This window comes from Nocardia sp. NPDC051756, assembly GCF_040681495.1.
Lineage (GTDB): Bacteria > Actinomycetota > Actinomycetes > Mycobacteriales > Mycobacteriaceae > Nocardia.
In genome coordinates, this window is the sequence record NZ_JBFAYV010000008.1 from 267,898 (window position 1) to 292,710 (window position 24,813).

Here is a 24,813-nt window from a genome sequence, read left to right on the forward strand (position 1 = left end):
AGCGCAGCACAATGCCAGATAAATCCTCGGTGCAGGCCCGGAAATCGGCCCTCGGCACCAATGTTCATTTCCTCTATTTCTTCGGCGCGCTCGGCGGCATCCTGTTCGGCTACGACCTCGGGGTCATTTCCGGCGTGCTGCTGTTCATCAAGGACGCCTGGGAGCTGACCTCGGTGACCAAGGGCGTGATCGGCGGCTGCCTGGCCGCCGGTGCGATCATCGGCGCGGCCATCGCGGGCCGGATCACCGATCGGCTCGGCCGGCGGCGGACCATCATGATCGCCGCGGTGGTGTTCGGTATCGGCGCGCTGGGCTGCGCGGTGGCCCCGAACGTGACCGTGCTGGTCATCGCCCGGTTCGTCACCGGGATCGCGGTGGGTTGCTCCTCCGCGACGGTGCCCACCTATCTCTCGGAACTGGCGCCGACCAGGGCGCGTGGGGCGTTGTCGACGTTGAACCAGTTGATGATCGTGTCCGGCATCCTGATCGCCTACATCGTCGACTGGGCGTTGTCCGGATCCGGCAACTGGCGCTTGATGTTCGGTGTCGCCGCGATTCCCGCGGTGGTGCTGTTCCTCGGTCTCACGGTGCTGCCGGAGACGCCGCGCTGGCTGGTGAAGGCGGGCCGCGAAGACGAGGCGCGGGCCGTGCTCGCGGGCACTCATCGGGCCGATGAGATCGATTCCGAGCTGAACAACATTCGCACGGTGAACCAGCTGGATGTGCAGCAGAAGGGTCGCCTGCGCGATCTGTGGGCCCCGTGGGCGCGGCCCGCGTTGATCGTCGCCCTGATTCTCGCTGTCGGCCAGCAGTTCTCCGGCGTGAACGCGGTAAACCTTTACGCGCCAACGATGTTCACCGACCTCGGGTTCGGCAATTCGACCTCGCTGCTGGCGGCCATCGTGCTGGGCGTGGTCAAGGTGGCGTTCACCGCGTGGGTGATCTTCGTGGTCGATCGGTGGGGACGCAAACCGCTGTTGCTGCTCGGGAACGTCTGTATGGCGTTGTCGCTGTTCCTGCTCGGCGTCATCGTGCTCACCGTGGACAACCACACGGTGACCGGGCTGACCACGCTGATCCTGCTCAATGTCTACCTGGCCGGTTACGAACTCGGCTGGGGTGCGGTGGTCTGGGTGATGATGGCCGAGGTGTTCCCGCTGCGGGTGCGTGGCGTGGGCATGGGTGTCGGCAGCGTGGTGCTCTGGAGTTCGACGTTCGCCATCACGTTCCTGTTCCCGGTGATGAACGACCATCTGGGACTGGCCAAGTCGGCCTGGTGCTTCGCCGGGGTCAGCGTGGTGCTGTTCGTGCTGGTGCAGCGGTTCGTGCCGGAAACCAACGGCCGCAGCCTGGAGCAGATCGAGCTGGATCTGCGGGCCCGGGTCGGCGGGCACGCGGTGGAGCAGGCGTGAATCGGAGGTCCGAGGCCGAGATGCGCTGTGTCGTCTATGTATCGAACGCCGACAGCCGCGAGATCTCGGTGCTGGCGCTCGACTCCACCGGTGTGCTGACACCGGTGGGGTCGGTGCCGGTGGACGGGGCGGTGATGCCGTTGGCGGTCAGTCCGGATCGCCGGTTTCTCTACGCCGGATTGCGTTCGGAGCCGTTCTCGGTCACGGCTTTTGCCATCGATCCGGCGAGCGGCCGGCCGGCGGTGTTGTCCACGACTCCCCTCCCGGACAACATGGCGTACCTGGCCACCGATCGGGCGGGCCGGTTCCTGTTCAGCGCTTCCTACGGCGGCAACAAGATCGCGGTCAATCCGATCTCGTGGAACGGCACCGTCGGGGCGCAACCGGTTGCGGTCATCGGCACTGCGCCGCATGCCCATTCGATCGTCGCCGATCCGTTGAACCATCATGTGTTCGCCGCCGTGCTGGGTGGCGACCACCTCTTGCAGTACCGGTTCGACGCGACCTCCGGCAGGCTGATGCCCAATCGACCCGCGGCGGTCGGCACCGAACTCGGTGCGGGACCGCGGCATATCGTCTTCCATCCGAGTGGCCGCGTCGCCTTCGTGACGAACGAGCTGGATGGAACGGTCGGTACCTACCTGTTCGATCCGGTCACCGGCACGCTCACTCCGATGTCCTCGATTTCTGTACTGCCGGAAGACTTTTCCGGCAGCCCATGGACCTCCGACGTGCACGTCACGCCGGACGGACGCTATCTCTATGTGTCCGAACGGACTTCGGACACCCTCGTCGGATTCCGCGTCGACGGCATGCCCGGCGCGCTCGAACTGCTCGGGCACACTGCCACCGAGTCCCAGCCGCGCGGCTTCGCCATCGACCCGCACGGTCGCTTCCTGGTGGCCGCGGGTCAGAAGTCCAACGCGATCACGAGCTACGCCATAAACCCGGCAACGGGTGCGCTCACGCCCCTGCATCGCGTCCCTGTCGGCCGCAACCCCAACTGGGTCGAGATCATCGACCTGCCGAGCGCATGACCCGCCGCATCGACGACCGCGCAACTCGCCCGTGGCTGCTGGATCAGCCGCATCTTCGCGCCGCGGCGGGCAGGCTGGCAGCCATGATCTCTCTCGAGCAGGTTCGCGGGTTCGTCATGGTCGCCGACGAGGGCAGCTTCCGCCGGGCGGCGGAGCGGCTTCGGATGACCCAGCCGCCGCTGAGCAGGCAGGTCCAGAAGCTGGAACGCGATATCGGGGTGGAGCTGTTCGACCGCAGCCAGCGGCAGGCGCAGCTGACCCCGGCCGGCGAGGTGTTCCTGATCGAGGCGCGCAGGCTGCTCGCGCTGGCCGAGGGCGCGCCGGGGACCGCGCGGCTGGTCGCGGCGGGCGGGGCGGGCACGGTGCGGATCGGGTTCACCGCGGCGTCCGGGTTCGGGTTCCTCGGCCGGTTCCTCAACCACATCGAGCAGGGGTTGCCCGGCGTCGAGGTGGTGCTGCGCGAGATGGTCAGTTCGGATCAGTTCGAGAACCTGCGCAGCGGCAAGCTGGACCTGGCATTGGCCCGGCCGCCGTTCGATCGCACCGAATTCGATTGCGAGCTGGTGCATTCCGAGCGGCTCATGCTCGCGCTGCCCGACGGGCACGCACTCGCCGGCGACGGGCCGATCGCGGCCGAGGAACTGGGCGGCGAGACGCTGCTGGTGTACGCGCCCGGTCCGGCCCGGTATTTCGCCGATCTGGTCGCGGGAATCCTTGCGGCCGTGCCCTATACGTCAACGCACGAGCTGACCCAGGTGCACACCATGCTCGCGCTGGTCGCGGCGGGTCGCGGGCTGGCGCTGGTGCCGGAGACGGCCAGCCATCTGCACCCCGACGGCGTGCGGTTCCGGCCGCTGGACGGCGTCGAGGATCCGGTTGTCCTGTACGCGGTGTGGCGGCGCAACTGCGCGAACCCGGCGTTGCCGCGGGTCGTGCGGTTGCTCGACTCGCTACCACCTGCTCATTGAAAGGAAAGCTATGTCGCATCTATCCGCTGAGGAATTAGGCCCCGCGCTGGGCAAGGGGCTGTTGTCGTTCCCGGTCACGCACTTCGACGCCGGCCTCGCGTTCGACGAGGCCGCATACCGCAAGCACATCGCCTGGCTGGCGCAATACGACGTCGCCGGGTTGTTCGCGGCCGGTGGGACCGGCGAGGGGTTCTCGCTGACGCCGTCGGAGATCGATCAGGTGGTGCGCGCGGCGGTCTCCGAGACCGGCGGGCGGGTGCCGGTCATCGCGCCGGCCACGGCCGGGACCGCGGCCGCGGTCGAGCAGGCTCGGGCAGCCGAAGCCGCTGGGGCCGAGGGCATTCTGCTGCTGCCGCCGTATCTGACCGAGGCGGGCCCGGAAGGGCTGATCGAACACGTCGCCATGATCTGCGCGGCCACGTCGCTCGGCGTCATCTTCTACAGCCGCGCCAACGCCACCTGCAACGACGTGACCCTGGCCCGGATGGCCGAAAGGTGCCCGAACCTGGTCGGTTTCAAGGACGGCGTCGGCAATATCGAGACCATGACCCGGATCTACGCCAGGCTCGGCGACCGGCTCACCTACATCGGCGGGCTGCCGACCGCGGAGACCTTCGCCCTCCCGTACACCGAAATGGGTGTCACCACTTACTCTTCCGCGATCTTCAACTTCCTGCCCGAATTCGCCCTCGCGTTCTATCGCGCGGTGCAGGCGCGGGACCGGGACACCGTCTACCGGCACCTGCGCGAGTTCGTCATCCCCTACCTCGACATTCGCGACCGGCGGCCCGGTTACGCGGTGTCCATCATCAAGGCCGGATTGACCGCGATCGGCCGTCCCGCCGGGCCGGTACGGCCGCCGTTGACAAACCTGACCGACGACGAGCGCGCCGAACTCGGGACGCTGATCGCGACCGTCACCGGCGCGGACGCGGCATGAGCGGCGCGGCAACCCTGGACCGCATCACCGAGGTCGGCCTCTCCTCGGTCGCGCTGCCGCTGCCGACCGGGATCAGCGACGCCAAGGTGCTGACCGGCCGGCAGCAGCCGATGACCGAGGTGGCGGTGCTGTTCGCGGAGATCACCACCGCGTCCGGGCTGGCCGGCCTCGGCATCAGCTACTCGAAACGGGCCGGCGGCCCTGGGCAATTCGCGCACGCACGGGAGCTGTCCCCGGTGCTGCTCGGCGAGGATCCCAGTGACATCGCCAAGATCTGGGACAAGCTCATGTGGGCGGGCGCGTCGGTGGGGCGCAGCGGGCTCGCGGTGCAGGCGATCGCGGCGTTCGATGTCGCGCTGTGGGATCTCAAGGCCAAGCGCGCCGGGTTGCCGTTGGCGAAACTGCTTGGTGCGCATCGGGATTCGGTGCGCTGCTACAACACCTCCGGCGGATTCCTGCACGCGCCGATCGAGGAGGTGCTCGACCGGGCGGCGGAGTCCCTCGAACACGGGATCGGCGGCATCAAACTCAAAGTGGGACATCCGGACAGCGCCGTCGACCTGGCCCGGGTCACGGCGGTGCGGGAAAAACTCGGCGACCGAGTGCCGTTGATGGTCGACGCGAATCAGCAGTGGGACCGGGCCACCGCGCGCCGGATGTGCCGGGCGTTCGAGCCGTTCGGGTTGGTGTGGATCGAAGAGCCCTTGGACGCTTACGATTTCGACGGTCACGCCCGGCTCGCGGCGACATTCGATACCCCGATCGCGACCGGGGAGATGCTGACCAGCGTGGCCGAGCACACCCAGCTCATCCGTGCGAGCGGGGCCGATATCGTGCAGCCCGACGCGCCGCGGATCGGCGGCATCACCCAGTTCCTGAAGGTGATGGCCCTGGCCGACAGCGAAAACCTGCAACTGGCCCCACATTTCGTGATGGAGGTGCACGTCCACCTCGCCGCCGCCTACGCCCGGGAACCGTGGGTCGAGCACTTCGAATGGTTCGACCCGCTGTTCGACGAGCGGCTCGAGCTGGCCGACGGACGGATGCACCTGTCGGCGCGTCCCGGCCTCGGCGTCACCCTCAGCGACCGCGCGCGAGCCTGGACCGTCGCCGAATACTCCGCCCGCGCCTGACCTTTCGGAGGAAGCATGGATACCGACCCGAACGACCTGGCCCGCATCATCGACGCGGCAGCCGAGTCCGCCACCCGACTGGCCGAATCCACACCGGCAGAGCGTGCCCAGTGGCTCACACGCGCCGCGGATGCGATCGACGCCGCGGCCGACGAACTGGTGCCAATCGCCGCCGAGGAAACACAACTCCCGGAAAGCCCGCGGCTGCGGGGTGAATTGGCGCGCACCACCTTTCAGCTGCGCCTGTTCGCCGAGGTGCTGGCCGACGGCGAGTTCCTGCGTGCCACCGTCGACCACGCCGACCCGCAATGGCCGATGGGGCCGCGGCCGGATATCCGCCGCAGCGTTGTCCCGATCGGTCCGACGCTGGTGTTCGCCGCGAGCAACTTTCCGTTCGCGTTCAGCGTCGCCGGCGGTGACACCGCCTCCGCGCTGGCCGCGGGCTGCCCGGTCGTGCTCAAGGCGCACTCCGGGCATCCGCGATTGTCGGCGCGCACCGGAGTCATCGTGCGGGACGCTCTGATCGAAGCGGGCGCGCCCGCCGGAATCTTCGCGGTCATCCACGGTATCGACGCGGGTACGGCCGCGCTGCAGCACCCAGCCATGGCCGCCGCGGCCTTCACCGGGTCGGTGCCCGGCGGGCGTGCGCTGTTCGATATCGCGAACTCGCGGCCGCGGCCGATCCCGTTCTACGGCGAGCTGGGCAGCGTCAATCCGGTGGTGGTCCTGCCGGAGGCCGTTCGAGCGCGCAGTCGCCAGATCGTGGCGGGCTTCGTCGGCTCGTTCACGCTCGGTGCCGGGCAGTTCTGCACCAAACCCGGACTGTTGTTGCTGCCCACCGGACATGGCCTCACCGACGCACTCCGCACAGCCGTTCGCGAGGCTCCCGGGCAGCAGCTGCTCAACGACCGCATCGCCGACGGCTTCCGCAGCCGCGTCACGAGCCTGCGCGAACATCCTTCCGTAACACCGCTTTCACTGCCAGACATCCAAGACGACCTGCTCGCACCGACCCTGCTGAAGATCTCCGCCGCCGATTTCCTGGCCGGCGAGGAATTACTGCGCACCGAATGCTTCGGTCCCGCGGCGCTTGTAGTCGAGTACGCGAATACAACCGAGCTGAACGCGCTGCTCGGCGAACTCGAACCTGGTCTCACCGCAACGGTTTTCGCGGAAGACAGCGAGATAGAAGACGTCCGCCCACTGCTGCCCGCGCTCACCTCCCTGGCCGGACGGCTCATCTGGAACGAATGGCCCACCGGCGTCACCGTCACCTGGGCTCAGCAACACGGCGGCCCCTACCCCGCCACCACCGCCCCCACCACGACCTCGGTGGGCACCGCCGCGATCGATCGCTTCCTGCGCCCCGTCGCCTGGCAAGGCTTCCCCGACAGTCTGCTCCCACCCGCCCTCCGCGAAGACAACCCGTGGCAGCTCCCCCGCCGCATCGACGGAAAGCGCGACTGACCATGTCCTCTGTCATCACCGATGTCCGCCTCACCCCGATCCTCATCGCGGACGCACCGCTGCTCAATGTCGGTGGCTTACACCAGCCCTACACGCCGCGCCTGATCGTCGAAGTCGAAACCGACAGCGGCGCCCTCGGTCTCGGCGAAACCTACGGCGACCACCAATACCTCACCCGCGCAACCGAACTCGCGCCGAAGCTGATCGGCATGCCGGTCACGGCGATCAACGCGATCCGACTACTCGACGCCGGCGATACCCGCCTACTCGAGGACAACCCGGTCGCCGGCGGCCTGCGCGGCACCCTGACCACCGACAAGGTCCGGCTCAGCGTCATCTCCGCCTTCGAGACCGCGGCCCTCGACGCACACGGCCGCGAACTCGGCCTGCCCGTGCACGCCCTGCTCGGCGGCAAGGTGCGCGACCGGGTCGACTACTCCGGCTACCTCTTCTACAAGTGGGCCGAACACCCGACCCCGGACGCCCCGACCGACGAATGGGGCGCGGCCCTCGACCCGGACGGCGTCGTCCGACTGGCCGAAAAGTTCAGCGCGCACGGCGGATTCCGCTCGTTCAAGCTGAAGGGCGGTGTCTTCCCACCGGAGGAAGAGGTCGCCGCCATCACCGCGCTGGCCAAGGCGTTCCCCGACCATCCACTCCGCTTGGACCCCAACGGCGGCTGGTCACCGGCCACCGCCAACACCGTCGCCGAACAACTCACCGGCATCGTGGAATACCTCGAAGACCCGACCGCCCGCCTCGACGACATGGCCGAACTGCACCGCCGCACCGGAATGCCCTTGGCCACCAACATGATCGTGACCGCCGTCGACGAAATCCGCCCCGCCTTCGACGCCAACGCCGTCCAGGTCGTGCTGTCGGATCACCATTTCTGGGGCGGCCTGCACGCCACCCGTGACCTCGCCGCGGTCTGCCACGCCTACGGCAAGGGCATCTCCATGCACTCCAACACCCACCTCGGCATCAGCCTCGCCGCGATGACCCACGTCGCCGCCACCGTCGCGCACCTCGACTACGCCTGCGACACCCACTATCCCTGGCAGGCCGAGGACGTCATCACCACGCCGTTCACCTTCACCGACGGCTCGATCGAGGTCACCGACACCCCCGGCCTCGGCATCGACCTCGACCGGGACGCGCTGGCCCGGCTGCACGAGCGCTGGCAGCGCCTGCCCGCGCTGCGCGATCGCGACGACGTCGCGGCCATGCGCGCCGCCGATCCGCAATACCGCCCACCCAGTTCGCCCAAATATTGAACTCCTTGTGATCCGCATCCGTATCGATTGCGAAATGGTCGTACGACTATCTACTGTCGGGTCTTCGGCCCGACGGTTCAGTCGGGCTGGTCACGCAGCGCTGTGTGGCCGAGAGGAGCGGTGCAGATGGATCTCCAGGACGTCGTATCGGCGGGCGTACTCGAGCAGCGGGAGTTGCTGGAGCAAGGAGTCCTCTCTGCCCAGGAATTGGTCGCCGCCACGCTGACCGGCATCGACGCGGCCAAGGATCTGAACGCGTTCACCCAGATCCGGCACGAGCAGGCCCGGGCCGAGGCGATCGAGCGCGACCGCGAGCGCGCCGCGGGCAACGCCGGCCCGCTGCACGGCGTCCCGATCGCGATCAAGGACGAGATCGACGTCGCCGGGCTGGTGACCACCTTCGGCACCCGGGCCAACTCGACCCCGGCCAAGGCCGACGCCGAGGTCGTGCGCCGGTTGCGGGCCGCGGGCGCGGTGATCGTCGGCAAGACCACGATGCCGGAATTCGGGCAGTGGCCGTTCACCGAGTCGAGCACCTATGGCGTGACCCGCAATCCGTGGGATCGGAACCGGACGACCGGCGGCTCCAGCGGCGGTTCGGCCGCGGCGGTCGCGGCCGGCCTGGTCCCGGTGGCGATCGGCAGCGACGGCGGCGGCTCGATCCGGATCCCCTCGGCCTGCTGTGGGCTGTTCGGCCTCAAGCCGCAGCGCGGGCGGGTGCCCGTCGCGCCGTTCGAGCATCTGTGGTGGTCGCTCGGCGTCACCGGGCCGCTGACCCGCGGCGTGCTGGACTCCGCCATCGTCTACGACGTGATCCGCGGCAACGCCCCCGGCGACCGATTCACCGCGCCGGACCCGGTGATGTCCTTCGAGCAGGCCGCGCGGCAAGCCGGTACACCCCTGCGGATCGGCTACAGCACGAAATCGCCATCCGCCCTGGCGAAGCCGGATCCCGAGCACGTCCGCGCGGTGCATGACACCGCGAAACTACTTGCCGACCTGGGTCATTCGGTGTTCGAGGTGGACCCGCACTACCCGGAGTCGTTGCAAGCCTTCTTCCCGCAGTTCTTCGGCGGCGTGCGGGACGAAGCCGAGCACGTCGAGCATCCGGAGCGTCTCGAACGCCGCACCCGGCAGACCATCGCGATGGGCACGTGGGCTCGCCGTCCGGTCGTCGAATGGGCGATCCGGCAGGGAGAAGCCCTGGCGCACAAGGTCGATCGGGTCTTCGCCGACTGCGACCTGCTGCTCACCCCCACCCTCGCGGGCCGTCCGCCGCGCATCGGCGCGCTCGACGGCGCAAGCACCGTCCGCGCCCAGATCAGATCCATTCCACTGGTCGCCTACACGACGCTGTGGAACGTGACCGGTCACCCGGCGGCCTCGCTGCCCGCGGGCATCGCCGCGGACGGGCTGCCGCTGGCGGTTCAGCTGGTCGGGCCGAGCAACGGCGAGACGACCATCCTCACCGTCGCCGCGCAGCTCGAACAGGCGCGGCCGCATGCTCGTCCGGCAGGCTGAAAACCGGTTCGGCGGATAGGGTGACGAGGTGACCGAATTGGGTGATATCGCACCTGCTTTCGTCGACCTCGCACGCACCATCGTCTGGTGCACGGTGTCCACGACCCACCCAGTCGGACGACCGCACGAATAATATTCATAACAAAGGTGATTTCTACGAACAAGATTCTGTACGGTCGAGGGATGCGTAAGAATGATTCACCCGGCGGCTCGACCACGCCGGTGCCGCCGATCCATCCACCGGCCGGGGTGCCGATCGATGATATCGACCGGATTCTGCTCGACCAGCTCGCGCGCGACGGCCGAATGACGAACAACGCGCTCGCGGCCGCGGCGGGCATCGCGCCGTCCACCTGCCTCGGGCGGGTGCGGGCGCTGGTGGAACGCGGCGTCATTCGCGGCTTCCACGCCGACATCGATCCGGCCGCGCTCGGGCGCAGCCTGCAAGCCATGATCGCGGTGCGGCTGCGGGCCAGCGCCCGCCAGCATCTGGCCGAGTTCGGCGAGCAGATGTCGGAGTTCGAGGAGGTGCTCAACGTGTACTTCATCGCGGGCGCCGACGACTACCTGATCCACGTCGCCACCTCGCACACCGACGAGCTGCGCCGGTTCGTGCTGAACAACCTGAGCGAGCATCCGGCGGTCGCCTCGACCGAGACGATCCTGATCTTCGAGCACATGCGGCCGCGGACGAATCCCACGGCATGACAAAGGCGGCCGACCCGGAGGCCGGCCGCCCTTGCGAAACGTGTTACGCGGCCAGGCTTTCGGCGGCGTAACCGTGTGCGGCCGCGACGGATGCGGACAGCAGCACACCACCATGCGTACTGAGACCGCTCGCCAGGCCCTGATCCATCGCCACCGCCTCGCGCCAGCCGTGCTCGGCCAGCGAGACCACGTACGGCAGTGTGGCATTGGTGAGCGCGACGGTCGAGGTGTAGGGCACCGCGCCGGGCATGTTGGCGACGCAGTAGAACACCGACTCGTGCACCCGGTAGGTCGGGTCGGCGTGCGTGGTCGGGTGCGAATCGGCGAAGCAGCCGCCCTGATCGATGGCGATGTCGACCAGCACCGAGCCCGGCTTCATCTGCGCGACCAGGTCATTGGAGACCAGCGTGGGCGCCTTCGCGCCGGGGACCAGCACCGCGCCGATCACCAGATCGGCTTCGCGGACGGCCTTCTCGACCTCGAGCCGGTTGGACATGATGGTCCGGACCTGGCCCTTGTACTGCGCATCGATCTCGCGCAGCCGGGCGATGTTCAGGTCGAGGACGGTGACCTCGGCGCGCATGCCGTGCGCGATGGCGATCGAGTTGCCGCCCGCGACGCCCGCGCCGATCACGACCACGTTGGCCGGCGGGGTGCCGGGCACGCCGCCCATCAGCACGCCGCGGCCGCCGCCGTTACGCATCAGGTGGTAGGCACCGGCCTGCGGGGCCAGCCGGCCCGCGACCTCGCTCATCGGGGCCAGCAGCGGCAACGAGCCGTCGCGACCGGTGACCGTCTCGTAGGCGATCGAGGTGATGCCGGAGCTCAGCAGCGCGTCCGTGCACTCCTTGGAGGCCGCGAGGTGCAGGTAGGTGAACAGCACCTGACCTTCACGCATGCGTGAATACTCCTCGGCGACCGGCTCTTTCACCTTGAGCACCAGGTCGGCGGTGGCCCAGACCTCGTCGGCGGAGTTCAGCACCCGCGCGCCTGCCACGGTGTATGCCTCGTCCTCGAACGCCGAGCCACGACCGGCACCGGTCTCGATGTACACCTCGTGCCCGCGGGAAGCGAGCTCGTGCACACCGGCCGGGGTAATCGCGACCCGATACTCGTGGTTCTTGACCTCGCGGGGGACCCCGATCTTCACCTGCGCTCCTGAATGTCGATGGATGTTGATAGCTGAATGTTCATAGCTGGTCCGCATAATCTAGACCGTTCTGCCTCAAATTATGAATATCCTGCAAGATCAGGTCTAGATCTTTGAAGATAATTCTCAGATTGCCGGTCAAGGCTGTTGAATCCTCAGATCTGACGCGGCATGAGTCTCCCAGCCCGCAGGATGTTCGGCCCCGAGGCGCCCAGGCGAAGGGCGGCGCGCGGTTGCGGGCAACCGACCCCACAGTCGGTAAGCCGTTGATCTTGCCTAAGATACAACTTGTGTCTAAGACGTATTCATCAGCTGAGCAGGCCTATCGCGAGGTCAAGGAACGCATCCTGACCGGCACGTTATCCGGTGGCGAGCTGATCAGCGAGGGCGAGATCGCCGCCGACCTGGGCACGTCGCGGACGCCGGTGCGCGAGGCGTTCCTGCGACTGGAGACCGAAGGGTGGATGAAGCTCTACCCGAAGCGCGGCGCACTGGTGGTGCCGATTCCGCCGGACGAGGCCGAGCACGTCGCTTACGCCCGCTATGTCGTCGAGGCGGCCGCGGTGCGCGCGCTGGCATCGACCGATCGCACGGCGCTGGCCTCGATGCTCGGTTCCTCGCTCGACCGGCAGCGCGAGTTGGCCGCGGCCGGCGACCTCGACCAGTTCGCCTTGGTGGACACCGACTTCCATCGCTCGTATGTGATCGCGGCGGGCAACCCGCTGCTGGCGAGCTTCTACGACTCGTTGCGCGAGCGGCAGCGGCGGATGAACAGCGTCGCGCTGCGCCGCGGGCCGATCGACATCGACCGGATCATCGAGCAGCACGCGCACCTGGCCGGGCTGATCGAGGCCGGCGAGGTGGAGCAGTTCGCCACCGCGCTGGCCGAGCACCTGTCCGGCGTGCACCAGCTGGAACTACGGGGGCTGCGATGACGACGCTGACCACCGCGGTCCGGCCCGCACCCACCCGGGTCACGTCGAAGGCGTGGTGGGGCGTCGCCGCGACGATGTTCGCGATCGCCTGGGGCGGAAACGAATTCACGCCGCTGCTGGTGATGTACAAGAACCACGGCCTGCCCTCGACCACCGTGGATCTGCTGCTGTTCTACTACGTGCTCGGCCTCGTGCCCGCGCTACTGATCGGCGGGCCGCTCTCGGATCGGTACGGGCGGCGCGCGCTGTTGCGGCCGGCGCCGCTGATCAGCGCGGCGGGCTCGCTGCTGCTGGCGTTCGGGTCGGCGTCGGTGCCGGTGCTGTCCGCCGGCCGGGTGCTGTGCGGGATCGCGCTCGGCTTGGCGATGGCGGTGGGCAGCAGCTGGCTGAAGGAGCTCGCGCAGCCGCCGTTCGGGCCCGCGTCACCGGGTGGCACCGGGGCGCGGCGCTCGGCGATGAGCCTCACCGGCGGGTTCGCGGTCGGCGCGGGACTCGCCGGAGTGCTGGCGCAGTGGGCGCCGTGGCCGAACGCGCTCGCCTATCTGATCAGTGTGACGCTGTGCCTGGTGGCTGCGCTGTGGGTGGCGCGAGCGCCGGAAACGGTGCTCCCCCAGCGGAATCCGGGGCGGCTGATCGCTGACCTGAAGGTGCCTGCCGCCGGGCACCGCCGATTCCTTTGCGTGGCACTGCCGGTCGCGCTGTGGTTGTTCACCTCCGCCGGAACGGCTTACGCGATCATGCCGGCGTTGATGGCGCCGCACATCCACGGCGCGCCGATCGCGTTCTCGGCGCTGGTCGGTGTCATCACGCTCAGTTGCGGTTTCGCGATCCAGTCGGTGGCGCGGCGGATCGACAGGCCGGGCACCGCTCGCGCGGCCGTCGTCTCGCTGGCGTGCGTCACCACCGGAATGGTCGCTGCCGCTTGGGCTTCCGGCGCGCTCACGCTTTGGACAACCCTGCTCACCGCCGTCGTACTCGGCGCGGGATACGGCATCGGACTCGTCGCCGGACTCCAGGAGATCGAGCGGATCGCCCGTCCGAACGATCTGGCCGGGCTGACCGCGGTGTTCTACTCGGTGAGCTACCTCGGCTTCGGCGTGCCCGCCCTGCTGTCGTTCCTGAATCAGCAGTTCGGCTTCGGTTACCCCGCGATGTTCGCCGTCGCCGCGGTCGTCGCGGCGGGCAGCTTGGGGCTCGTGGCCCGCAACTATCGGACCTGAGCGCCCCGCGCAAAATCGGTGGCGACCATTGAGCCGGCGTTGCTACCGTTGCTGCCGCGCTGATAGCAGCGCCCGAGCGATCGGTTTACCGGGCCGACGGCCCAGAATTGAGCGTCTATGCCCCGGACTGCGCCGAGCGCGCCTCACCGCGTCGAGTCGAACCGCATCGGTTCGCGCACGCCCGCACAGCCAACCGCCGCTCAATAGCTTCGAGGCGCGCTCGGCCTGCTCCTGCTGTCATCAAGTCCTCAGCAAAAGGAGTAATCCGGGTGTCAGACAACACCTCTCACGGTCCGAGCGCATCGCTGCGCACCGACACCTTCACCTGCGTGCGCTGCGGCCTCGTCGTCGCCACGCTCGCCCCCGACAACAGCTGGCGCAATCACTGCCCGAGCTGCCTGAACTCGCGGCACACCCACGACCACGTCGAGGGCGGTACCTCCGAGTGCCGGGCCAGGATGGCGCCGCTGTCGATCGCCGTGCTGCGCACCGGCGAATGGGCCGTCGTGCATCGGTGCACCCGCTGCCACGAGCTGGCGCTGCACCCCGTGTGCGGCGACGACAACCAGCTCATCCTGATGCGCATGGCGGTCCGCCCACTCGCCGAACCGCCGTTCCCGCTCGAAGTATTCGGCGATTTGTAGGGGGTGCGCCATGCCACGCAGAAAACCGGCGGGTCATCGCCCGCAACGCGCCAAGGACGTATTGCACGGCCGCACAGGCGAATCCGGCGACGCGTTCCGCTGCCTCGGCTGCCGGATGGACGTGCCGCTCGCCGCACCGGGCACCGCCCACCGCAACCACTGCCCGCACTGCCTGACCAGCCGCCACGTGGACCGGCGCGTCCCCGGCGACCGGGCCGAGCCGTGCAAGGGACGGATGGACGCGGTGAGCATGTCCGCCCGCGACAACGGCGAATGGCAACTCGTCCACCAGTGCCTGGCCTGCGGTGCGGTCAAGGCGAACCGCATAGCCGGCGACGACAACGCCCTGGCCCTCATGCGAATAGCGTTGCGCCCGTTGGCCGATCCCCAGATCGGTCACCGCGCGCTGCTGGCGCTGTGAGGTCGTCCGGTGCCTATCGCGCGAGCGATAGGCACCGGAACAGCAGCGATGCTATGGGTTTCAGGAAACGTCTTTTTGAACTGGACGCGTGTTTCTTGAAGGCGCAGCACACGCCGTATACGTTGGCGGCGCAACCGACTCCATGCCGCCTCGCTCTTCGCATTCGCGTTCCAACAGCACAACTCCCGACTGATCTCTGGCACCAATACATGTCTTCTCCGGAGCGGTGATGCCGACGTCGGGGCGGGCGTCCCCCGATTCCATAGGTGACAGGCAGCACGCTGATCGCGCACACGGCCGCAGCAACGACACGGACGAGGTTGTACGTCCATGCTCGTATCCGAAGGGACCGAGGAGGCTACCGCTCGAAGACTCTTAATTTTCCTATCAGACTGCTACCCACGACAACCGTAAGGTTCGTCATGCTTAAGGTAAGCACCGGCACCGCAGCGATGTTCAGCGGCGTCGGCGGGCTCACCCTTAGCTGCGAAAAAGACGGTCTGGTGCAACTAGTGGCGGCTTCGTTGCGGCTACGCATTTCGATCCGCACCGACGTACCGACTCTATGAAGGTGCTTCGCTGCACCGGAATCCACCTTCGATGATCGAACTCGGCACCTTAAGTTCAGCGGTCTCTAACCGCATACGAGCTGACGAATCTTGTTCAAGACCTCTTGTGCGTCCGATCCAGCTGTCCTGCGCAGTGTTTCGTCACCGTTCTCACTGGGATGGAGCACTGCGCTGATGACTGCCTCGATGGGGCTACCGAGGCGGAACAGTCGGACCGCTTCGTGCTGATATGTGGGCAGCTCTTCTGGCAATGTGCCGATGCCGTGGCTCTTCAATTGATTTTTGATCGCCCTACGGATGTGGACTCCCAACTTGTCGGCACCATGTACGTCGCGGAGCACGCCCATAGTGGTCAGCAGCACGCCGCCGGCGTCATCGATGTTCTCGCCGAAATCGGCGAAGGACTCGTAGTAATCGCTCATTCCTCTACCTAATGACTTTCTGATCTAGCGCAGATCTATTCTTATCGCGCAAGGCAAGTGTCCTTCAGATTTAGGTTCAGATCTAGCCCAGATCCACAGTTGAATCAGAACTGCAACCCAAGGTGTAACCCGAAGCTTCCGTTCCACGTGGGACCTAGCCCGTGACGGGATGTGGTGCCGACGATGAGCGGCTGCCAGGAACCGCCCACAGGGCTATGCTCCTACCCAAGAATTCATGGCCTGGATGTGCCTCGCGGGGGCGCGCTGCAAACAGTCGCAATTGAGCAGTCGCACAGGTGACCATTGTGGTTGCTCAAAACAGCCGAATACCAACGGCATACAGGATGAGCGACATGCCGTAGCTGGAACAGCTACGTGGATTCGCCGAGCAGGCCTGCTTCGGCCGGTTGTGTGTCGGCTTGCAATGCGCGGCGTACCTGCGTCGCTTCCGCGTCCAGTGCGGCCGCCTGAAGGTAGGCGGCGGTGGATTCGGCGAGCAGGGTGGTCCAGCGGGTGACGCGTTCGGTGCGGTGGGCGAGTTCGCGCTCGGCCGCCGCGAGCGCGGCGGTGTCGCCGGTGGCGGCAGCTTCCGTTGCGGCGGTGCGGGCTTCGCGTTGTTTCTGGTCGGCGCGGAAGTGGAGTTCACGGCAGTGGTCGGGGTCGAAGACCTCGGCGCGGATGTCGGCGGCCTCGGCTTCCAGCTCGGCGATCCGGGCCAGACGGGGATCGGACTGGTCGATCGTCTCATCGGGTGTCCACTCGTCCTCGGTGGATTCCCAGGGCAGGTCGAAGGGTTCGTCGCCGAGCGTCTTCTGTTCGAGGAAGCGGCGGTGGTCCTCTTCCGCCCACTCCAGGTAGTCGCGGTATTCGTCCAGGTCCTGATCGGTGATCGGGCGGTGCCGCGGGTGCGCGGTCATCGAGACCGCGACGCTGCCGTCCGCATAACGCAGCAGCACCGTGACGACGGTGACCGAGCGCGGTTCGGGCCGGTCTTCCACCCGCGCCATCATCACCTCGTAGCGGTGCTCCTCCACCGCCGCGTCACAGGCTTGCTCGAATATCCCGCAGGCGATCTCGTAGTGCTGGCCCGCGGTGCTGCCGGTCAGCGGGTGCGCGTCGCCGAGGTAGCTCTCGCCGGACTCGACGGTCGCGCCGTCGTGGACGATCTCCCAGGTGTAGGACTCGGCGGGTCCGTCGGCGGACGCGCCCGGCCGTGCCTCGGTGGTATCGGTGGCGTCGTGCACAGTCCGCTCCCATCTCGTACCCGAACAGGGGCGGCGGCGGTCTGGCTTCGCGACACCGTCCGCTGGCGGTTGCACGCCTATATTTCTCCTTCCGGGCCCAGCACGCCAGCGGCAAATCTGGGGATCGGCGGGTTATACGGCGAGTGCCAGCTAGTGCTGGACGGCCAGCCGCACACCGAGACCGATGAAGATCCCGCCGGTGGCGACCTCGATCCGGCGACGCGCGGCATGCCGCCGGCGCAGCCACCCGCCGATCCGGCCGGCGAGCACCCCCACCGCGCCGTCGACGAGGAACTCGAAGGCGATCATGATCGCGCCGAGAATCACGAACTGCAACCAGATCTGGCCGCGACTCGGGTCGATGAACAGCGGCAGGAACGCGATCGTGAACGTCACCATCTTCGGATTCAGCAGGTTGGTGAACAGCCCGGACAGATACGCCTTCCGCCCGGAAACACCCACCTGCTCTTCCTCGGACGGCAGACTCGACCGCCGCCGAATCGCTTGCACGCCAAGGTAGATCAGATATCCGGCACCCAGCACCCGAACCACGGTGAACGCCACCGGCACCGCGGCGAACAGTGCGGCAAGCCCGGCCGCCGCCACCGCGACGTGAATCGCCTCGCTCGTCGCCACCCCCGCGGTGGCCAGCAGTCCGGCGCGCGGACCACCCCGCATCCCGCAACCGAGGACGAACAGCATGTCCGGGCCGGGCGTGATCATCGCGATGAACGTGGTGGCAATGAAGGCGAGAAGGAGATTCTGGTCGACCGGCATCGGCTGATTCTGGCAGCACGGCGCGTATCTGGCGACGCAATATCGAGAGCGGGATCAGTCCGCCGACTCAGGGAAGGCGAGGCGGAATACCGCGCCACCGGCGGGCGGCGATTCAGCGGTTGCGGTGGCGCCGTGGAGGTCCGCGACCTGTTCGACGATGGCCAGGCCGAGCCCGTGGCCGGGTTTGGTGCGGGCGGTGGCGGAGCGGTAGAAGCGGTCGAAGATGTGCGGGAGGTCGTCGGGTGGGATTCCAGGACCTTGGTCGCGGACGGTCAGTTCGTTGTGGTGCAGGCGAATGTGGATCTGGCCTCGGGGTGGGCTGAATTTGGCGGCGTTGTCGAGCAGGTTGGTGACGGCGCGGGTGAGGCGCGCGGGGACGCCTTGGATCGTGGTCGGTGCCAGTTCGGCCTCGAATATCATTGCCGGCCAGTGACGTTCAGCAGTATGCAGGCAGTCCGCGACGAGCAGGTCCAGGCGGAGATCTTCGAGGGATTCCGGGGCCGCGGCCGGGTCGTCCGCGCGGGCCAGGTCGATCAGGTCGGTGACGAGACCGGAGAGTTCCTCGGATTGAACGCGCAAGGCGGCGGCGGTTTCGTCGAGCTGTTCGGCGGTGAGGCGGGAGGCACGGCGAAGCAGGTCGATGTTGGTGCGCAGGGCGGTGAGTGGGGTGCGCAGTTCGTGGGAGGCGTCGGCGATCAGACGATGCTGGGCGGCGCGGGAGGTTCGTTCGGCGGTCAACGCCTGATCCAGTTCGTCCAGCATGGTGTTGAAACTGGTTGCCAGGCTTTGGAGTTCGTCCGGTCCGGTGACGGAGATGTGGTGGCGAGGGTCGCGGGTGCCGGCAATGCGTTCGGCGGCCGCGGTCAGCGTGGTGACCGGGGCGACGGCCCGGCGGGCGACGGCGAGACCAGCCGCGACGGCGAGCAGGATGCCGACGGCCGCCGCGGCGAGCAGTGCGTAGGCGACCCGGCGAAGGCTGGTATCGACCGGGTCCGAGCGCTGCGCGATCTGTACCGCGGAGCCGGAACGCAGTGGCGCGGTGTACATCCGGAGCGAATAACCGTCGAGACGGATGTCACGGAAGAACGCGGAGTGAGTACCGGCGGCAACCGACGTGGTGTCGGAATCGACCGGCAGCGGCTGGTTCGGATCGTGCTCGGATTCGATGCGCCCGTCGGCGGCCACGACCTGGACGCAACTCGGCGCGGTCAGATATCGGCACGGTCCGGAAGCGGTGGCCACGTCGGCATCCGTGGCAATCGTGCGGGTGATGCGGGTGGCTTCCCGGCGCAGGCCGAGGTCGAGGGAGCTGTCGAGTTCGTGGGCGACCACGGCGTAGGCGGCGAACCCCAGGCCGGCGAGCGCCACCGCGATGGCGGCGACGCAGAACAGCGCGATGCGGGCGCGCAGTGAACCGGGCAACCTCACGGCGGAGCCAGCCGGTAGCCGATGCCGCGCAGAGTGTGGATCAGCCGGGATTCGTTGTCGGCTTCCAGCTTGCGCCGCAGGTAGCGGATGTAGACCTCGAGCGAATTCGACGTCGAGCCGAGCCCGGTCCCCCAGACCCGTTCGATGAGCGTCTCGCGCGGCAGCGCCTGCCCCTCGTTGCGCAGCAGCACCTCGAGCAGCGCGAACTCGGTGCGGCTGAGTTCGACCAGGCGCGCGCCCCGGCGAACCTCGTGCGCGGTGGTGTCCATGACGAGGTCCGCACAGGACAGCACGGCACCGTCATCGGGATAGGTGCGCCGGACCAACGCCCGAACGCGGGCGAGCAACTCATCCAGGTCGAACGGCTTGACCAGGTAATCGTCCGCACCCGCGTCCAGCCCGTCGACCCGATCGGCGACCGCGTCCCGCGCGGTGAGCAGCAGAATCGGCGTGCGATCACCGCGCGCCCGCAACCGCCGGCACGCCGTCAACCCGTCCATGAACGGCATCAGCACATCCAGCAGCACCACTTCCGGCTGCCACCGCTCGATCTCGGCCAGCGCCGCCGCGCCGTCGCCCGCGGCGCGGGTCTCGTACCCTTCGCTGTCCATCGCGCGCACGAGTGCCTCGCGGACCGCGTCCTCGTCGTCCACCACCAAAACGCGCATGGTCCGGATACTACGGATCGGGTCCGCGCAGGCCCGGGACCCGAGGCGGTCTCATCGAACTCTCATCCGGCTGCGGAACCGTGCCTGGCATGAGACGTCGGAGCAACGAGCGCACCCACCGCAGGATCGCGGCCGGGGCCACCCTCACCACCGTCGCGCTGATCGCGGGGCTTGGCATCACGGCCTGCGACAGCGACACCGCCGGCGCACGGCCGGAGCAGCGCGGCGACCACGTGCTGCTGCCGATCAAGGGCGGGCAGGCGGACGTGGACACGACCTCGCTGTCGATCACCGGCATCACCGGTGACGGCACGCGCATCGCGATGTCCGACAGCGCGCAGGGCGGGCTCGGCGCGGCCGGACCGATCCGGATCACCGGCGATCTAGCGACGTGGACCTATCCGGAGAGGGGCCTGACCGTCGCGGCCGACACCGCCGACGGCCGGCTGCGAGTCGTCGTGCAGAGCGACCGGGACGAGCAGCTGGCCTGGCCGGTGACCGGCACCGATCCGGCCGCCGCCGCACTGCAACTCCCGCGCGGCGAAGGCCTGTCGCTGCCCGTCGCCGATCCGTTCTGGAACTCCCCCGACGCCACCCTGATCGACAATCCCCTCGACCTGACCTCCGGACTGACCATGCCCTTCTGGGGCTACCGCATCGGCGACCGCGGCGTGAGCTACCTCGCCCCCACCGACATCGGCACCACCCTGACGGTGAAGTCCACCGGCGGAAAGCTCCGAACCACCGCCGAACACGATTTCGCGGCCAGAGCCGACACCCGTGACTACACCATCACTTTCACCCTGACCGACGCCTCCCCGGTCGCCGCCGCGAAGGACTACCGCGCCTGGCTCATCCAGCACGGCCAATTCCGTTCCCTCGCCGACAAGATCCGGGAGAACCCGCCGATCGCCGAGCTGCTCGGCGCTTTTCACGCCTACCTCTGGGGCGACGGCCGCACACCCGAAGCCATCCGCACGATGCAGGATCTCGGCCTGAGCCGCATGTGGCTCGGCTACGACGCCGGCGACGACCCGATGACCCGCGCGGCCGTCGACGCGGCGAAACAGGCCGGATACCTTGCCGGACCCTACGATTCGTACGACAACGCGCAAGACCCGGCCACCGCCGACAACCCGAGCTCGCGCTGGCCCGGCCAGCTGTGGCCGGCCGGATGCGTGCACGACGCGAACGGCAAACCGGAAACCGGGTTCGGCGGTCGCGGCTGCTACCTCAGTACCCAAGCCCTGGCCCAGGATCCGCGCCTGCTCGACGACCGCTACGCGAGCATCACCGCGAACGGAGCGAACACCTACTTCCTCGATGTCGACGCGGCAGGCCAGTTCTTCGACGACTACAGCCCCGGCCATGCGATGAACAAGAAGCAGGACCGCGACAATCGCCTCGCTCGCATGCGCAAGCTGGCCGAGGAGCGCAAACAGGTGCTCGGCTCCGAATCGGCGGGCGCCTGGGCGAGCACGGTGCTGGCCTACAACCACGGCTCGCAGACGCCGGTGTCGGATCTGCTGTGGAAAGCCGAGCGCGACAAGGAAACCTGGGGTGGCTGGGCACCGGCCCACGCGCCGAAGACCTTCTTCCAACCCGCCGAACTACCTGCCGCGGCAGCCAAGGCCATGTTCGATCCGGCCTACCGCGTCCCGCTGTACGAAACGGTGCTGCACGACTCGGTGATCAACCTGGACCGCTGGGAACTCTCGTACTACAAGCTGCCGCAACAACAAACGATGCGCGCACTGACCGCGATACTGAACAACACACCGCTGAACCTGGTCCTGGATCAGGAACAGCTCACCAGCCATGGCGCGGAAATCGCCCGCCTGCAACAGTATTTCGCCCCACTGCACGAGGCGGCAGGCACCTTGCCGATGACCGGCTTCCAGTGGCTCACCGACGATCACCTGGTGCAGCGCAGCACATTCGGCGACAACGCGCTGACGGTCACCGCCAACTTCGGCGCCACCGCCGCCGGCGACCTACCCGCGGGCTGCGTCGATGCCCGCCTCGCGAAAGATGCCACACCAAGGCGACTCTGCCTCGGGAACTGAGAACGCGAAAGACCCGGCGCCCCTCCGGCTCCGGGTCCTTCGATCCGATCCTAGTCGTCTAGGCGGGGGTGAATCGCGTCGGCAACGCCTCCAGCCCCCGAATCACGACATTCGGCTTGTACGGCGGCGTGTCGGTGAGCAGGTCGATGTCCTTGACCTTGCGCAGCAACACCTCCAGCAGGATCTCCATCTCCAGCAGCGCCAGCGGCGCGCCCAGGCAGTAGTGGATGCCGAGGCTGAAGCCGAGGTGCTTCTTGGCGGGGTGCTTCGGATCGGAGTAGCGCGCGACGTCGACCCGATCCGAATCGACGAACGCGTCGTCGTCGCGGTTGGCCGAATTGATCAGCACCACAACGCCTTCGCCGGTCTCGAAGTCGTGGCCGGCCACGGTGATCGGCCGGGTGGCGGCCCGGGTGGTGATCTGCACCGACGGCTCGAGCCGGAGCAGTTCGTCCGGCGCATAGGCGCACAGGTCGGGACGCGCGCGCAGCGCGGCGATCTGGTCCGGATTGCGCATGAGCTGCAACATGCCGGTGCCGATCAGGTTGGCCGTGGTCTCGTGCCCGGCGACGAAGGTGGTGATGCAGGTGGCCAGCAGCTCCTGCTCGGTGAGCACGTCGCCGCGGTCCTCGACCTGGGACAGCACGCTGAGCAGGTCGTCCTTCGGGTCGACCCGCCGCTGGTTCAGCAGCTCGCGGAAGTAGGTCATGAAGCCGCGCGAACCCGCGCTGCGTGCCTTCAATGCCGCCTCGGGCAGCGTGTAGTCGTGGTCGAAACCGCGGGCCAGATCCTGCGACCACTGGTGCACCTGGCCGTAGGCCTCCGGCGGCACGCCGATCAGTTCGCAGGCGATGATCAAGGGCAGTGGGTAGGCGATGGTCTCGATGAGGTCGAATTCGCTTGCCGCCAAAGCATTGTCGACGAGTTGCTCGGTGAGCTCCTCGATGCGCGGGCGGAGCCGGGTCACCATGCGCGGGGTGAAGCCCTTGGTCACCAGGTTGCGCAGCCGGGTGTGGTCCGGCGGCTCCATCCAGAGGAACGAGGTGGGCAGTTCGTCGGCCGCGTTCTCCGGCGACACCGTGGGATGCATCATCGCGGCCTCTTCCGCGTGACTCCACGCGGTCGTGGACAGCACCGCGACGCAGTCCTCGTAGCGGGTGAGCACGCGGTGGCCGAGCGGGGTCTGGTGCACCGGGCCCGCCTCGCGCAGCACGCGGGCCGGGGTATACGGGTCGGATCTGCCGTCAGGGCCGAACAAGTGGGCGATCGCGGTCTGTACGGAATCCTGTTCCGCGACAGCCGTGCTCGCGTGCGACGAGTCCATGTCGAGTGGTCCCTCCTGTGCGGTGCACCGGCGATCTGCCGGTGCCGCCGGTCGTTCGGAATGGGTCGGGAGGCGCGGGCCCGCGCCGGTGCGGGTCGTTACCTCGTCGGCTCGGTGAGGATCGGTGTGCGGTCGACGGACGGTTGTCCGCCGAAGTCGGGCAGCGCGGCGGGTCTGCGGTTGCCGCGCAGCAGGATTCGGCTCGCGATGCGCGGATGCAGCAGCGCGGTCGGCGGTTCGACCAGGTTGGCGACGCGCAGAAAGGTCCGCGCCACCAGCGGATCGACGTGTGCCGCGCGCTGGACGCGGGCCACGTAGGCATTGGTGAGGCGAGTCCGCGGCGTGCGCGGGCCGAGCACGCCGGGATGGCTGAGGTCGGCCCCCGCGGAGAGCTGCCAGGCGACGTCCACCACTTTGCTTGCGGCGGAATAGAACCTGGCGGGCAGGTCAGGTGACTCGGAGCCGTCGAGGAGGCAGTCGCGCAGGGCCATGACCTGCTGGGCGGCCACCGCCATGCCCTGGGCATACAGCGGATTGAAGCTGCACAGCGCGTCACCGAGGACCAGAAACCCTTGCGGCACCGTGTCGAGTCGTTCGAACCGGCGGCGGACCGGCGACCGGAAGCGGTGCGGCACCGCCTCGTCGAGCGGTTCGGACGCGGTCACGAGGTCATGGATGTCCGGCGCGGAGATGGTCCGCGCGAACGCCGCGAACCCGGCGGGATCGGTCGGCGGATGGTCGCCGAGCATGCCGGCCAGGGTGACGTGCCAGCGGTCGCCCTCCACTCGGATCGCCCCGCCGCCACGGCCGTTCGCGCCGGTCGAGACGATCACCGACGAGTGCTCGCCCAATTGTCCCGGCGTGCGCCGGAACAGCCGGGACGCGTAGCCGAGGTCGACCTCCAGCCGGTCCTCCGCCGGCGCCTGCGCGCCGAGTGCGGTGAGCCACACCGGCGCTCGCGATCCGCGTCCGGTCGCGTCGACGACCAGATCCGTCGCGTGCGCCTGCGTGCCATAGGCGCCGGAGACCGAGACGGCCTGCACCCGTTGCGCATCGCCGATCAACCCACGAGCAGCGCCCTCGCACAGTCGAACTCCGGGCGTGGCCAGGGTTCGTTGCCGCAATACGGCTTCCAGCAGCGGCCTGGTCGCCATCACCGAGGTGAGCCCCGTCGAACTCGGCGCGACCCGCGAACCGCCGACATACCAACGGGTTCCGACCAGCGCCTCCGCGGTGGTCGCGCCGCGCTCGGCCAGCTCCGAGGTGAACCCCGGATACAGCTGTTCGATGATGGTGCGACCGCGATCGAGCAGCCCGTGCAGATGCCGCGCCTGCGGCACCCCGCGGCGCACGTCGACGCCCTCGACGGTGTCCCGCTCGAAGATGGTGACCTGCGCGAAATGGTCGGAAAGCACCCGGGCGGCGAGCAATCCGGCGATGCCCGCGCCGAGTACGACCGCGTGCCGAGACTCAGTCATGACG

General features: G+C 68.1%; 22 protein-coding genes. 14 read left to right on the forward strand and 8 right to left on the reverse strand.

Annotation, left to right across the window (positions count from 1 at the left end; all coding sequences use genetic code 11):
* Nucleotides 1–11: 11 nt before the first annotated feature.
* From AB0M22_RS33910 to AB0M22_RS33950, 9 genes are all read left to right on the forward strand, one after another.
* The gene (locus AB0M22_RS33910; protein ID WP_364735618.1) at nucleotides 12–1,412 is read left to right on the forward strand and encodes a sugar porter family MFS transporter; all 1,401 of its coding nucleotides are present in this window, start codon (nucleotides 12–14) and stop codon (nucleotides 1,410–1,412) included.
* On the forward strand, nucleotides 1,409–2,449 hold the full coding sequence (locus AB0M22_RS33915) for a beta-propeller fold lactonase family protein (RefSeq protein WP_364735620.1): 1,041 nt from the start codon (nucleotides 1,409–1,411) through the stop codon (nucleotides 2,447–2,449). Before AB0M22_RS33910 ends, AB0M22_RS33915 begins: the two co-directional genes overlap by 4 nt.
* A complete protein-coding gene (locus AB0M22_RS33920) occupies nucleotides 2,446–3,417 on the forward strand; it encodes a LysR family transcriptional regulator (protein WP_364735622.1) in 972 nt (323 codons plus the stop codon). The genes AB0M22_RS33915 and AB0M22_RS33920 overlap by 4 nt, the downstream gene beginning before the upstream one ends.
* Nucleotides 3,418–3,427: 10 nt before the next feature.
* Nucleotides 3,428–4,357, forward strand: a complete 930-nt coding sequence (kdgD, locus tag AB0M22_RS33925) for a 5-dehydro-4-deoxyglucarate dehydratase (protein ID WP_364735624.1) — start codon at nucleotides 3,428–3,430, stop codon at nucleotides 4,355–4,357.
* Nucleotides 4,354–5,490 (forward strand): mandelate racemase/muconate lactonizing enzyme family protein, encoded by a 1,137-nt coding sequence (locus AB0M22_RS33930; protein ID WP_364735626.1) that lies wholly within the window; start codon nucleotides 4,354–4,356, stop codon nucleotides 5,488–5,490. Before kdgD ends, AB0M22_RS33930 begins: the two co-directional genes overlap by 4 nt.
* Nucleotides 5,491–5,505: 15 nt before the next feature.
* Complete coding sequence (locus tag AB0M22_RS33935) at nucleotides 5,506–6,957, forward strand: aldehyde dehydrogenase (NADP(+)) (RefSeq protein ID WP_364735628.1); 1,452 nt, start codon at nucleotides 5,506–5,508, stop codon at nucleotides 6,955–6,957.
* Complete coding sequence (locus AB0M22_RS33940) at nucleotides 6,954–8,234, forward strand: glucarate dehydratase family protein (RefSeq protein WP_364736115.1); 1,281 nt, start codon at nucleotides 6,954–6,956, stop codon at nucleotides 8,232–8,234. Before AB0M22_RS33935 ends, AB0M22_RS33940 begins: the two co-directional genes overlap by 4 nt.
* A gap of 126 nt (nucleotides 8,235–8,360) precedes the next feature.
* Nucleotides 8,361–9,755 (forward strand): amidase, encoded by a 1,395-nt coding sequence (locus AB0M22_RS33945; RefSeq protein ID WP_364735630.1) that lies wholly within the window; start codon nucleotides 8,361–8,363, stop codon nucleotides 9,753–9,755.
* 183 nt (nucleotides 9,756–9,938) lie between these two features.
* Entirely contained in the window at nucleotides 9,939–10,463 is a 525-nt protein-coding gene (locus AB0M22_RS33950) for an Lrp/AsnC family transcriptional regulator (protein WP_364735632.1), read from the forward strand.
* 43 nt (nucleotides 10,464–10,506) lie between these two features.
* Here AB0M22_RS33950 and ald read toward each other — a convergent pair whose 3' ends face one another.
* On the reverse strand, nucleotides 10,507–11,613 hold the full coding sequence (gene ald, locus AB0M22_RS33955; protein ID WP_364735635.1) for an alanine dehydrogenase: 1,107 nt from the start codon (nucleotides 11,611–11,613) through the stop codon (nucleotides 10,507–10,509).
* A gap of 290 nt (nucleotides 11,614–11,903) precedes the next feature.
* Here ald and AB0M22_RS33960 point away from each other — a divergent pair, with 290 nt between their 5' ends.
* The 4 genes from AB0M22_RS33960 to AB0M22_RS33975 all read left to right on the forward strand — a co-directional run bounded on the left by AB0M22_RS33960 (nucleotide 11,904) and on the right by AB0M22_RS33975 (nucleotide 14,833).
* Nucleotides 11,904–12,548, forward strand: a complete 645-nt coding sequence (locus tag AB0M22_RS33960) for a GntR family transcriptional regulator (protein WP_364735637.1) — start codon at nucleotides 11,904–11,906, stop codon at nucleotides 12,546–12,548.
* Nucleotides 12,545–13,768 (forward strand): MFS transporter, encoded by a 1,224-nt coding sequence (locus AB0M22_RS33965; protein ID WP_364735639.1) that lies wholly within the window; start codon nucleotides 12,545–12,547, stop codon nucleotides 13,766–13,768. The genes AB0M22_RS33960 and AB0M22_RS33965 overlap by 4 nt, the downstream gene beginning before the upstream one ends.
* 269 nt (nucleotides 13,769–14,037) lie before the next feature.
* Nucleotides 14,038–14,412, forward strand: a complete 375-nt coding sequence (locus AB0M22_RS33970; RefSeq protein ID WP_364735642.1) for an RNHCP domain-containing protein — start codon at nucleotides 14,038–14,040, stop codon at nucleotides 14,410–14,412.
* Nucleotides 14,413–14,422: 10 nt separating this feature from the next.
* Nucleotides 14,423–14,833, forward strand: coding sequence for an RNHCP domain-containing protein (locus AB0M22_RS33975; RefSeq protein WP_364735644.1), 411 nt, complete (start codon nucleotides 14,423–14,425; stop codon nucleotides 14,831–14,833).
* Between the two features lie 634 nt (nucleotides 14,834–15,467).
* Here the strand turns inward: AB0M22_RS33975 and AB0M22_RS33980 are convergent.
* The 5 genes from AB0M22_RS33980 to AB0M22_RS34000 all read right to left on the reverse strand — a co-directional run bounded on the left by AB0M22_RS33980 (nucleotide 15,468) and on the right by AB0M22_RS34000 (nucleotide 19,941).
* Nucleotides 15,468–15,824 (reverse strand): hypothetical protein, encoded by a 357-nt coding sequence (locus AB0M22_RS33980; RefSeq protein ID WP_364735646.1) that lies wholly within the window; start codon nucleotides 15,822–15,824, stop codon nucleotides 15,468–15,470.
* Nucleotides 15,825–16,195: 371 nt separating this feature from the next.
* Nucleotides 16,196–17,068 (reverse strand): hypothetical protein, encoded by an 873-nt coding sequence (locus tag AB0M22_RS33985; RefSeq protein ID WP_364735648.1) that lies wholly within the window; start codon nucleotides 17,066–17,068, stop codon nucleotides 16,196–16,198.
* A 150-nt stretch (nucleotides 17,069–17,218) separates the two neighbouring features.
* Nucleotides 17,219–17,845 carry a LysE family translocator gene (locus AB0M22_RS33990; protein ID WP_364735650.1) on the reverse strand — a complete coding sequence of 209 codons (627 nt, stop codon included), beginning with the start codon at nucleotides 17,843–17,845 and terminating at the stop codon, nucleotides 17,219–17,221.
* Nucleotides 17,846–17,899: 54 nt separating this feature from the next.
* Entirely contained in the window at nucleotides 17,900–19,273 is a 1,374-nt protein-coding gene (locus AB0M22_RS33995) for a HAMP domain-containing sensor histidine kinase (protein ID WP_364735652.1), read from the reverse strand.
* On the reverse strand, nucleotides 19,270–19,941 hold the full coding sequence (locus AB0M22_RS34000; RefSeq protein WP_364735654.1) for a response regulator transcription factor: 672 nt from the start codon (nucleotides 19,939–19,941) through the stop codon (nucleotides 19,270–19,272). The genes AB0M22_RS33995 and AB0M22_RS34000 overlap by 4 nt, the downstream gene beginning before the upstream one ends.
* Before the next feature lie 89 nt (nucleotides 19,942–20,030).
* Here AB0M22_RS34000 and AB0M22_RS34005 point away from each other — a divergent pair, with 89 nt between their 5' ends.
* Nucleotides 20,031–22,007, forward strand: coding sequence for a glycoside hydrolase (locus AB0M22_RS34005; RefSeq protein ID WP_364735656.1), 1,977 nt, complete (start codon nucleotides 20,031–20,033; stop codon nucleotides 22,005–22,007).
* Between the two features lie 58 nt (nucleotides 22,008–22,065).
* On the opposite strand, the gene AB0M22_RS34010 is transcribed toward AB0M22_RS34005, so the two are convergent.
* Both AB0M22_RS34010 and AB0M22_RS34015 read right to left on the reverse strand, forming a co-directional pair.
* A complete protein-coding gene (locus AB0M22_RS34010; RefSeq protein ID WP_364735658.1) occupies nucleotides 22,066–23,331 on the reverse strand; it encodes a cytochrome P450 in 1,266 nt (421 codons plus the stop codon).
* 98 nt (nucleotides 23,332–23,429) lie between these two features.
* On the reverse strand, nucleotides 23,430–24,809 hold the full coding sequence (locus AB0M22_RS34015; protein WP_364735660.1) for an FAD-dependent monooxygenase: 1,380 nt from the start codon (nucleotides 24,807–24,809) through the stop codon (nucleotides 23,430–23,432).
* Between the last annotated feature and the right edge of the window lie 4 nt (nucleotides 24,810–24,813).

Excerpts from the sequence above, each read along its gene's own strand:
- AB0M22_RS34015 (WP_364735660.1), bottom strand. The coding sequence starts at position 24,809 with ATGACTGAGTCTCGGCACGCGGTCGTACTCGGCGCGGGCATCGCCGGA.
- AB0M22_RS33980 (WP_364735646.1), bottom strand. The coding sequence starts at position 15,824 with ATGAGCGATTACTACGAGTCCTTCGCCGATTTCGGCGAGAACATCGAT.
- AB0M22_RS33910 (WP_364735618.1), top strand. The coding sequence starts at position 12 with ATGCCAGATAAATCCTCGGTGCAGGCCCGGAAATCGGCCCTCGGCACC.
- AB0M22_RS33990 (WP_364735650.1), bottom strand. The coding sequence starts at position 17,845 with ATGCCGGTCGACCAGAATCTCCTTCTCGCCTTCATTGCCACCACGTTC.
- AB0M22_RS33945 (WP_364735630.1), top strand. The coding sequence starts at position 8,361 with ATGGATCTCCAGGACGTCGTATCGGCGGGCGTACTCGAGCAGCGGGAG.
- AB0M22_RS33975 (WP_364735644.1), top strand. The coding sequence starts at position 14,423 with ATGCCACGCAGAAAACCGGCGGGTCATCGCCCGCAACGCGCCAAGGAC.
- AB0M22_RS33965 (WP_364735639.1), top strand. The coding sequence starts at position 12,545 with ATGACGACGCTGACCACCGCGGTCCGGCCCGCACCCACCCGGGTCACG.
- AB0M22_RS34005 (WP_364735656.1), top strand. The coding sequence starts at position 20,031 with ATGAGACGTCGGAGCAACGAGCGCACCCACCGCAGGATCGCGGCCGGG.
- AB0M22_RS33920 (WP_364735622.1), top strand. The coding sequence starts at position 2,446 with ATGACCCGCCGCATCGACGACCGCGCAACTCGCCCGTGGCTGCTGGAT.
- kdgD (WP_364735624.1), top strand. The coding sequence starts at position 3,428 with ATGTCGCATCTATCCGCTGAGGAATTAGGCCCCGCGCTGGGCAAGGGG.
- AB0M22_RS33935 (WP_364735628.1), top strand. The coding sequence starts at position 5,506 with ATGGATACCGACCCGAACGACCTGGCCCGCATCATCGACGCGGCAGCC.
- AB0M22_RS34000 (WP_364735654.1), bottom strand. The coding sequence starts at position 19,941 with ATGCGCGTTTTGGTGGTGGACGACGAGGACGCGGTCCGCGAGGCACTC.
- AB0M22_RS33950 (WP_364735632.1), top strand. The coding sequence starts at position 9,939 with ATGCGTAAGAATGATTCACCCGGCGGCTCGACCACGCCGGTGCCGCCG.
- AB0M22_RS34010 (WP_364735658.1), bottom strand. The coding sequence starts at position 23,331 with ATGGACTCGTCGCACGCGAGCACGGCTGTCGCGGAACAGGATTCCGTA.
- AB0M22_RS33930 (WP_364735626.1), top strand. The coding sequence starts at position 4,354 with ATGAGCGGCGCGGCAACCCTGGACCGCATCACCGAGGTCGGCCTCTCC.